Source organism: Gemmatimonadota bacterium, from assembly GCA_009835325.1.
Lineage (GTDB): Bacteria > JAAXHH01 > JAAXHH01 > JAAXHH01 > JAAXHH01 > JAAXHH01.
On sequence record VXWP01000005.1, the window covers coordinates 24,939 to 35,335 of the forward strand.

The following is a 10,397-nucleotide window of genomic DNA, read 5'->3' on the forward strand; positions in this document are numbered from 1 at the left end:
CTGCGCCATGGGCCATGACCGGCCATGGCGCGGGGCGGTCCGATTCAGGGAGGTTTTCTAATGAAAGTATTGTTTCGCTGGGGCGTGGTCACCGGACTCCTGCTGGCACTGTCAGCACCGGTACATGCTCAGGTTTCCAAAAGTGGAACCGCCGCGACGAAGTTTCTGACGCTGGATGCTAGCGCCCGTGTCGCGGGTGTTGGATCCTCCGCCACGTCCTATACGGATCTGGGCGCGTTCTCGGCACTGACGAACCAGGCTACCATGGTGTTCGTCGAGGGCAGGGGCGCGGTCGGCGTTTCCTATGCACCGTATTTCGCGGAAATGACCGTGTTCAGCGCAGGTCTCGTTTGGAATCTCGGCGACAACGGGGCGGTGGGTGTGAGTGTGCATTCGTTGCTTTCGGGCGACATACCTTATACCACCTCTGGAGATCCGACGGGTCAATTCGCCAACCAGGGCCAGAACTTCAACGTGACGGACCTGGCCATCGGTCCGAGCTATGCGCGTCGTCTGACGGATTCTTTCGCAGTCGGTGGATCGCTTAAGTACGTGTCGGAAGGCACGAGCGGCGCCGGAGACGATGACCGTACCAGCACGGCGGTTGCGGTCGACGTGGGCACCATCTATACGACGGATTTCCGCAATTTCCGTATTGGCGCCTCGTTCCAGAACTTCGGTCCGGACATGCAATTCATCGAAGAGTCGAGCGCTCGCGATCAGTTGCCCACGACGTTCCGTATCGGTTTTGCCATTGAACCGACCGAACTGCCGGTGGGCAGCATAATGACCAGCGCCGAACTCTGGAAGCTCCGCGAGTTCGATTCCGTGCTCAATCTCGGTATCGAGTGGTGGGTGAACGACTACATCGCGGGCCGGGTAGGCTGGAAAGCCGGATACAGCGGCGGCCAGGACGAAGGCGTTTCCGCTGGTGCCGGTCTCCGGTTCAGCCAGGGTGAATTGAGTCTCAACGTTGATTACGCGTATACGCAGTATGAACTTCTGGACGATCTGCATCGCGTGTCCGTCGGCGTGGGCTTCTAAACATCAAGCCAGGAAGTACCGATGGATGTAAGCATTATCGTTTGAAGCACCAGGAGAATCCCTCAGTCCGTTCGATGAGGGATTCTCTTATGTTGTGAGAGAATCGGGGAATTCAATGAAGTTGAACGGACTGACCGGATACAGGCAGTTGGTGAGGGTTTTCGTGATCGGATGCATCGCGGCCGCCGGAGCGTTGACCGGTCTGGAAGCCAGGGGCCAGGTCCTGCAGTTGAGCGGCATCGTCATCGATGGAAAAGACCCTGTACCGGATGTCCGCGTGCGGGAACACGGGAAACCGGATTTCGTGCTTACCGATTCCGAGGGAAGGTTTACCCTGAACATCATTGAAGAACCCGTGCAGCATTACGCGGTAACGGCAGGCAAGGAAGGCTGGTTGAACGGCGGGGTCATGGTAGATCCCAAAACATCATATACGACGATCGTATTGCAAAAAGTACCCGAAGAGAAAGACGACGCCTACAATTTCATCACCCCCCACAAATCGTTGGTCGATCTTCGTGAGGATCCGGAAGAACTGGAACGACTGCGCACGCAATCCCACACGGGATTCGAAGAGGGGTGCAATCTATGCCATTTCGAACCGACCTGCTATCTCTGCCATAGAGACCTCTACGATCAGTGGAGTACTTCCCAGCACGCGAAAGGCGTGACCAATCCGTGGACGTTGAACCTATACGACGGTACGGACGCGGACGGGAATGAAAACGTGGGACCTGGTTTCCGGCTGGATTTTCCCGACGAAGCCGGAGAGTGCGCCGATTGCCACGCTCCGTCGGCCGCCGTGCAAGCGCCGGGTCATACCGACCTGAAGGTCGTGTACAACCGTTCGCTGGCCTATCCGACCGTCCAGGACTACAAGACGCTTGAACGCATGGAGTACGAAAAAATGGCCGGTTCGGTCGACGGCGCGGGGATACATTGCGATTTCTGCCACAAGATTCAGCACGTGGAGGTCAATGACCATGCGGGCGTGAACGGATCGATCACCCTGAACCTGGTGGCCATGGAAGAGGAACGGCAGGCCCGGCTCATCAAGGGGAAGTTCCCGCCGATCTTCGTCTACGGACCCTATGACGACGTCATCAACTTCACCCCCTTGCCGGGTTCAACCAATACCTCGCCCATGGTGGCGAGCTACAATCCGCAATACACGAGCAGCGACTACTGCTCTGCCTGCCATCAACATAAGAACAAGCACGGCCTTCCGTTCATGGATACGTACCGGGAATGGAAGGAGAGTCCCTATTCCGCCATGGGCATCGAGTGCCAGGACTGCCACATGGAGCCCGATTCCGACGGTTTCACCTTTGGTTCTTTCGTAAACGGCGACGCGGAGAAGTTCTGGACACCCATCGGATACCGGGACCCGACCACCGTTAAGACGCACGGGTTCCCCGGGGCCACGGAAGAGCTCCTGCCGAACGCCGCCACCCTGGCCATCGACGCCGTTGTTTCAGGCGGCCTGCTGACGGTGACCGTGGACGTGCGCAACGTCAATACCGGCCATCACATCCCGTCGGGGATCACCATCAGGAACATGCTGTTGCTCGTGACGCCCGTGCTGGCGAATGGCGATACCCTGCGTTACGTTGGGGACCAGCGCGTACCGTCCTACGGCGGCGAAGGCGACCTGGCCGAAGGAAACTACGCGGGCTACCCGGGCAAGGGATTCGCCCTGGTTTTCGGTGACGACGAAGGCAACACCCACGTCATGGACTGGCAGGCGACCCGCATCGTTGAAGACACGAGGATCAAGGCGCGCGAGGCGGATCGCTCCGTGTATTCCTTCGAAGTCCCGTCGGATGTCGATCGCGTGGATATCCATACCGATCTGATTTACAGAAGAGCGTTCAAGCCGCTGGCTGATCTCAAGAAGTGGACGCAGAAAGACATGGCCGTGGCTTCGGACGTCACCACGGTAAGGCCGGTTGGACAACTGGAAGTTTCCACGCCTTCGAAAGGACTGAGCCTCCGAGATCGTCTCAGATCCTACTTCGACTGACGGGTACGGAATGCGCAATATCCTTCTCGCAGCCCTTCTGCTTTACACGCCTCTGCTTACGGACACCGGTCCCTACCTCACGAACATCACCACCGCCCGTCCGGATGAAGCGCTCAGGCAATTATCGCCCGAGGACGAATCCCTTCTGCTCGAAGACGTGATGTACTTCCGACGGCAGATCGAGGAGAACAGGAGCGAACCGGCCAACTTCTTCAACCTGGGCCTGGCCGCCGTCGCGCTGGAGAAGCTGGACACGGCGGAAGCGGCATTCCTGGTCGTCACCGAACTGCGTCCCGGGGACGCCGATGCCCATTTTAACCTGGGTCTGGTTTACGCCCAGCAGGAACGGTACGACGAAGCGATTGAGGCGTTCCACCGCGTCGTGGAAATGGATCCCGACCGCGCCGAACCGTACTACAACCTGGGCCAGGCTTACCAGTACACGGGCCGGCTTATCGAATCGATCAGGTCGTTCGTCGAGGCGACGGACCGCGACCCCGACAACAGCCTGTTTCACTACGGCCGGGGGACCACGGAAGAGAAACTGGGTGCCCTGGACGAGGCCGCCATTTCCTATACCAATGCCCTGTCCATCGATCCGGACTACGTCAACGCCCGGTTCGCGTTGGGACGCGTGCTGCTGGATCAGCGGAAATTCCAGGAAGCGCGGGATGCCTTTCGCGCGGCATTGCAGGTGGATGCCGGCATGGCGGAGGCCTACTGCCAGCTCGGCGTGATCGCGTTGGGCGAAGGCCGTGTCGACGACGCGGTCCGGTCCTACGAGAACGCGCTGCGCATCGATGAGGCATCGGTGGAGGCCATCGCGGGTCTTGCCCAGGCCTCGCTGCGGGCGGGCCAGGCCGAACGGGCGATTACACTGTACCAGGAAGCCCTGGTAATGGATCCCGAATCAGCTATCCTGCATTACCATGCGGGTACGGCCTATGCGGCTGCCCAACGGCATGAAGAAGCTCTGGAAGCGTTCTCACGGGCAGTCGAACTCAATCGGGCGTACCCCGAACCCTATCTTGCCATCGGAAACACGCTGAACGCCATGGGCAGACAGGACGATGCCAGGCGTTTTCTCGACGCGTTTCAGCAGCTCAACGGGTTCAGGGAGGCGTTGTCGCAGGCGGAATCCATGGTACGGCTGAATCCCCGGGTGGCGGAGATGCATTACAACATGGCGACGGCCCTGACCCGCCTGGGCCGGTACGAGGACGCCGTGCGGGCCTTCAGGATAGCGACGGAGCTTTCGCCCCGTTTCGTTCACGCCTTCAACAACCTGGGCGTGGCCTACGTGGAGCTGGGCATGTTCGATGAGGCCCGCGAAGCCTATCAGCAGGCGATCCTGCTGGATTCGAACTTTGTGGAGGCCTATACGAACCTGGCCTGGCTCATCGCCCGCCACGGGGAGGACCTGGACCGTGCCCTCGAACTGGCCGGCAAGGCAGTTGAGATCGCGCCTACCGCCGTCGCCTACGAAACACTGGCCATCGTGCGGAACGCGAGCGGGGACTACGGCGGGGCCGATGAAGCGATGGGGAATGCCGTCCGCATCGAACCGGAGAATGAGGTATTGCAGCAGCGATGGGAGCAGATCAGGCAGGAAAGGAACGGATCATGAATGGACGTACCGGAAGGAGAAGCGGATGAAGGGGTTCAAGTCCGGAGCGTTGCCGCTCCTGGCCGCGGTACTGCTGATGGGTTGCTCGGAAGCGGACGATGACGGGATGTGGCGTGGGAGGACGGAAGTGGTCGCGGGCGCTTCAAGGGTCATCAGCGACGCCCCGGTCCGGCACGCACCCGATCAAACGGCTGATGTCACGCTCGAAGAAGACCTGGTGATCGAAGGAGGCGAGGGCCGGACCTTTGCTTCGGTATTCGGGATCACCACGGATCGAAGCGGCAACATCTATATTGCCGATTCGGACCGGAAACAGATTTCCAAATTCGACGAGTCCGGTGCCTTTCAGACGGCCGTAGGGTCGTTGGGTGTAGGACCGCTGCAGTTCAAGTCGCCGGTAGACATGGCGCTGGACGATGAAGGCAGACTGTTCGTGCTGGACTTCGAACTCGACCGGGTCACGGTATTCAATCCGGACCTCACCTTCGCGGACATCTGGTCGACGCAGGTAACGAAGCCTCGCCGCATACGCATCGATGCCGAGGGCAACGTGCTCATTTTCGTCATTACGCAGCACGATCTCATCTACAAATACAGTCCGGAAGGAGATCCGATCACCAAGTTCTACAATCCGATGGAGACCCTGCGGCGCTCGGGAACGCTCAAGGAATTCATCGCGTATTCCGACGCGGCCATGGAAACGACGGAGGATGGATACGTGGTCGTATCCGCGAGACATCCCTACTGGATCCGCAAATTCGACCGGGTAAACGGACTGGAACTGGAGTTCAACCGGACCACTTCCTTCGATATGAAACCCATGGCGCGCTGGACGACCACGCGGCAGCCGCCGCCCGTGGGCGTGTCCGGCGGCCTGGCCGTTCTGCCCGACGGACGGATCGTCAATTCTATCCAGTACCAGGAATTCGAACAGGTCGGTCTCAACGCGATCGGCATGCCCAGACTGCAGATGACGAAACTGGACCGGTGGTTCGATTTCTTCAGGCCGGATGGAAAGTGGGAAATGACGGCGCAGTTCGACGAGGTCGGCGTTCCCATGCACGTGGACCGGCAGGGCCGGATCTATTTCGCGGAATTGGAAGAGAACAGAGTCGTCCGGTACCACTTCGTTTTTCCTGAGGAGTACAACTAGTGCGCGGTAACTTGACAGGCTTCTTGCTGGCGTTCGCGGCGGCGGTCACGTTGGCGGTTACGGCCCCGGGCTGCAACGGTGCGCCCAGTGACGATCAGGTGGCGGGCGGCACGTTCGTCGGATATACCTTCTCCGAACAGGCCGTCGTCGATGAAGCGCGGGAGATGGACGCCGGGTACACGCTGACCTTCAAGGCCTACGATCTCGGCGGCGACGCGCGGTTCGTGACCTACGTCCAGCGCAGGTCGTCGGGCGAATACTACGCGGGCATCCTCCGGATCGGGATCACGGATCCACAGGGCAACGTATACACGCATTACCACAGCGCCGAAGCCGAGGCCATAGACCGTCCGATCATGTGGACCCGGCGCGTTCCAGGCGTACATCACGTCGAGGTGGAGTTTGCGGTGCGTGGCGAGCAGAAGGCGAGTGTCGCCTTCGAGGTTCCGCTGGTCAGGGAACCGGTGTCGGGCTTTCTCGTCGCCGGGGTCAGCCTGGGCGTGCTTGCCCTCGTGGCCATGACCGTCGTACTCATGAGAAAACGCCGTTGAAATGGGCGCCGGTACTTCTCTCCTTCCTTTTCCTTTCCCCTTCCTGCAGCCAGCCTGGCCAGCCTGGCCAGCCCGATCATCGACCTGACGCGGCCCGGCCGGTCGTGCAGTTCACGGATATCGCGCCTTCGGCCGGGATCACGTTCCGGCACACCAACGGCAAGTCTGGCCGGTACTATTTCCTCGAAACGGTGGCGTCCGGCGGCGGGTTCATCGACTACGACGGCGACGGCGACCTCGACGTCTATCTGCTCAACGGCGCGGCCATCCCGGGTTTCGTGCCCGACCAGCCCCTGTCCAGCGTCCTCTATCGCAACGACGGCGACGTCTCCTTCACGGACGTGACCGTCCAGGCCGGCGTGGACAACGCGGGGGGTTACGGGATGGGCCTGGCCGTCGCGGATTACGACAACGACGGCGACGATGATCTGTTCGTCACGAACTACGGGGCGAACATCCTCTACCGGAACGAAGGGGACGGGACCTTCAGGGACGTGACTGCCCGTGCGAATCTGATGGTACCCGCTAACCCCACGTTCTCCACCAGCGCGGCGTTCCTGGACTACGACCGGGACGGGCACCTGGACCTCTACGTATGTGCGTACGTCGAATTCGACTTCGAGACCAACAGGCGCTGCTCCAGGGACGGTATCCAGTCCTACTGCGGACCCGACATCTACGAAGGCGCGGCCGACCTGCTGTACCGGAACAACGGCGACGGTTCGTTTACGGACGTCTCCGCGGAGGCGGGCATCGCCAATCCGGACGGCAAGGGCCTCGGGGTCGTGGGAGGCGACTACGACGGCGACGGATGGACGGATATCTTCGTGGCCAACGACCTAACGCCGGATTTCCTGTACCGGAACAACGGCGACGGCACGTTTACCGACATGGCCTTGCTGGCGGGCGTGGCATATGGCGAAGACGGCGTCGCCCGGGCGGGCATGGGGGTGGATATGGGAGACTACGACCGGAACGGGTCGCCGGATATCTACGTGACCAATTTCTCCCTGGAACCCAACTCGCTGCACCGGAACAACGGAAACGGCACCTTCACCGAAACGACTTTCGGCGCGGGCGTGGGCAATCCTACGCTCCTGTTCCTGGGCTTCGGCACGGCCTTCAAGGATTTCGACAACGACGGCTGGCTGGATATTTTCGCGGCGAACGGCCACGTGATCGACAATATCTCCCTGTTCGATCCGACGATAACGTACGCGCAGACCAATCAGCTGTTCCGGAACGAGGGGGACGGTGTGTTCACCGACGTCAGCCCCGAAGCGGGTCCACCCTTCCAGGTGGCGCGCGTACACCGCGGCGCGGCCTTCGGAGATGTGGATAACGACGGCGACGTCGACGTGCTGGTCACCACGGTGAACGACGTCCCGCTGCTGCTGCGGAATGACGGTATCGGCGGGCGAGGTGCGGGCGGTGGGTCTGGCGGGAGTGACGGGATCGACGGAAGCAGCGGAAATGACGGTGCCGGTCAGCCCGGTCCCGCCAGCCTGCTCGTCGCCACCGAGGGCGTCCGGAGCAATCGCAACGGCATCGGCGCGCGAGTCACGGTGGTCACGGATGCCGTGCGACAGTCGCGGGAAATCCGAAGTGCCTACAGCTACCTGGCGGCCAATGACTTCAGCGCCCACTTCGGACTCGGCGCCCATGCCGGCGCGGACTCGGTCATCGTGGACTGGCCCGGCGGCGGGAGAGACGTCGCAACCGGCGTAGAAGGCGGCCAGCTTGTCACGATCCGCGAAGGCGCAGGTATCGTCTCGCGAACGCCATTTCTCCGGCGTTGAAGAATCTCATCGCCCACAACGCCACCGGGTAAGCCGCGACCAGGGCGATCTCCCCGGGCCAGGCGATCTCCCCGGGCCAGGCGCTTTCGGTGAGTTCACGCACCGCGAACAGCACTCCGCACGCCAGGATCACCTTGAGCAGTCGGACGTACTCGTAGGGTATCGGGTAATACCTTCGGCCCACGAGATACAACCCGGCCACCATCACCGCGTAGGCGGCCGCCGAGGCCGTGGCCGCCCCGTACATGCCGAATTCCGGGATGAGCCAGAGGTTCGTCAGGATGCAGACCAGGGCCGACGTGGCCGTGATGAAGGGGAGCAGGATGGTCTTCTTCTCCAGGTAGACGCCCACGGTGAGGTTGACGTATATCCCATACAGCACGTACGCCGCGAGCAGGATCGGCACCACACCGATCCCTTCCCAGTAAGACGCCTCGATCAGGGTATAGCCACCGATGGAGATGCGGACCAGGTCGTCGATGAGGAAGGAAAGGGCCAGGAAGACGCCGCCCGCAATGGCCAGGAAGTAGGTCAGCACGCGGGCGAACAGCGGCCTGGGGTTCTCCTCCCTGGAAGTCTCCAGGAAGAAGGGCTGCCAGGCCTGCCTGAACATGGTGACGAAGATGAGCATGCCGACGCCCAGCTTGCGGGCCGCATGGTAGATGCCGAGGGTTTCGGTGCCGGCCATCCGTTCCAGCATCAGGCGGTCGATGGTTTCGATGATGATGATGCAGGCGCCGGCGGGCACGTAGGGCAGGCCGAATCCCAGGAGCCGGCCCATCGTTCCGCGAGACCAGGAGAAGGACATGTGCCGCAGGGTGATGCCCGCCAGGATGAGAAAAACGATCCCGGACCCGGCGATGTTGCTGATCAGAATGCCCTGCAGTCCCATGTCGAGCACGACGACAAGGTAGCAGTTTCCCCCAAGTTCGATCATGACCTTCATCAGCTTGAGGGAGGCGAACGTCGTGGCCTTGCCTTCACCCCGGAGCCGCGCGAAGGGAATGGCGTTCAGGGCGTCCAGCGCAAGGACGGCGGCGGCCAGCTGGACGTACGAAGTCAGGGAAGCGGAGACGGCGATAAGGGGCGCGATCCGGGCGGAGAACAGGACGATGATCACGGCGAGCCCGGCCGACGTGAACAGCATGGTGAGATAGCCGGTGCTCAGCGTATCCCGCTTGCGGTCCTCGAGCACGTAGTACCTGAGAAAGGCCGAATCCATGCCGTAGAGGAAGACGACGTTCGCCAGCGCGATGAAGGTATACACGAGCCCGTAGTAGCCGAATTCCTCCACCGGCATGACATGGGTATACACCGGTACCAGCAGGTAGGCCATGGACCTGCCCAGTACGTCGCTGAGACCGTAGATCGCCGAATGGGTGGTGAGTCTTTTGAGGCCTTGGAGCATGGATCCTGAGATTGCGGGCGGTCAGGGTTCTCACCGCCTCGGTAGGGGGCGGAAGCCAGGCGCTGAGCATCGATATGGTACCGGCGGCCGCCGGGGACGTCAAGCACCAATGACTAGACTACGTTGCGCCAACCTTTAAACCACTACGAGGCCGTAGAGTCGAATTTACATATTGCACGCGATGGGCAGCAAGAGGTTCGGTAATGATCACACACAACCTACAGATCCATGCCGTAAAAAACTGTTGTAGCGAAGATAAAACGTACATACCCATTATCAGTAATTCTGAAATTTTAATTCGGTTGTATTTGCCCTGGAGACCATTCGTGCAGGGGCGGGAAGATACTGTCGTAATCGTGTTGGCCGGCCATTAAACGCAGATGGTACGTAACTTCAGGTCGACATGAACTGCATCCAGTAGTATTGGTTGAGATTAAGCTGATGAGATTGATTATACCAGGCAAGGCAGTTTGCATTCTACCCATACTCACGTGTCTGGCACTTTGCTTACTCACTAACTGTGGTAAGGACAGTCCCACCAGGCCGAAGCCGCCGGAACCACCACCACCACCTCCACCTCCGGTAGCGCCTGTAGCAACCCGAATCGAAATCACGCCTGCGTATGCGACACTCAAGGCCGTCGGTCAGACGGTTCGTCTGTCTGCGACAGTTTACGATCAGAACAACGGTGCCATGAATGGCGCAGTAATCAACTGGTCGAGCAGCATCCCTGGCGTCGCTGCCGTAAGCCAGCAGGGTCTGGTGACGGCCGTCAGAAACGGTACCGCGGTT

The 10,397-nt window shown here is 60.7% G+C and carries 8 protein-coding genes; 7 read left to right on the top strand and 1 reads right to left on the bottom strand.

Going from position 1 to position 10,397, the window contains the following annotated elements:
* Window positions 1–24: 24 nt before the first annotated feature.
* The 6 genes from F4Z81_00475 to F4Z81_00500 all read left to right on the top strand — a co-directional run bounded on the left by F4Z81_00475 (window position 25) and on the right by F4Z81_00500 (window position 8,197).
* Window positions 25–1,044 (top strand): PorV/PorQ family protein, encoded by a 1,020-nt coding sequence (locus F4Z81_00475; protein ID MXW03521.1) that lies wholly within the window; start codon window positions 25–27, stop codon window positions 1,042–1,044.
* A gap of 115 nt (window positions 1,045–1,159) precedes the next feature.
* A complete protein-coding gene (locus tag F4Z81_00480) occupies window positions 1,160–3,067 on the top strand; it encodes a hypothetical protein (GenBank protein ID MXW03522.1) in 1,908 nt (635 codons plus the stop codon).
* Window positions 3,068–3,077: 10 nt separating this feature from the next.
* A complete protein-coding gene (locus tag F4Z81_00485) occupies window positions 3,078–4,694 on the top strand; it encodes a tetratricopeptide repeat protein (protein MXW03523.1) in 1,617 nt (538 codons plus the stop codon).
* Between the two features lie 25 nt (window positions 4,695–4,719).
* Window positions 4,720–5,847 (top strand): hypothetical protein, encoded by a 1,128-nt coding sequence (locus F4Z81_00490; GenBank protein ID MXW03524.1) that lies wholly within the window; start codon window positions 4,720–4,722, stop codon window positions 5,845–5,847.
* Window positions 5,847–6,398, top strand: a complete 552-nt coding sequence (locus F4Z81_00495; GenBank protein MXW03525.1) for a hypothetical protein — start codon at window positions 5,847–5,849, stop codon at window positions 6,396–6,398. Before F4Z81_00490 ends, F4Z81_00495 begins: the two co-directional genes overlap by 1 nt.
* A gap of 191 nt (window positions 6,399–6,589) precedes the next feature.
* The gene (locus F4Z81_00500; GenBank protein MXW03526.1) at window positions 6,590–8,197 is read left to right on the top strand and encodes a CRTAC1 family protein; all 1,608 of its coding nucleotides are present in this window, start codon (window positions 6,590–6,592) and stop codon (window positions 8,195–8,197) included.
* Here F4Z81_00500 and F4Z81_00505 read toward each other — a convergent pair.
* The gene (locus tag F4Z81_00505) at window positions 8,142–9,605 is read right to left on the bottom strand and encodes a lipopolysaccharide biosynthesis protein (protein MXW03527.1); all 1,464 of its coding nucleotides are present in this window, start codon (window positions 9,603–9,605) and stop codon (window positions 8,142–8,144) included. The genes F4Z81_00500 and F4Z81_00505 overlap by 56 nt on opposite strands.
* 423 nt (window positions 9,606–10,028) lie before the next feature.
* Here F4Z81_00505 and F4Z81_00510 point away from each other — a divergent pair.
* On the top strand, window positions 10,029–10,397 hold a 369-nt coding region (locus F4Z81_00510; GenBank protein ID MXW03528.1), incomplete at its 3' end, for a hypothetical protein.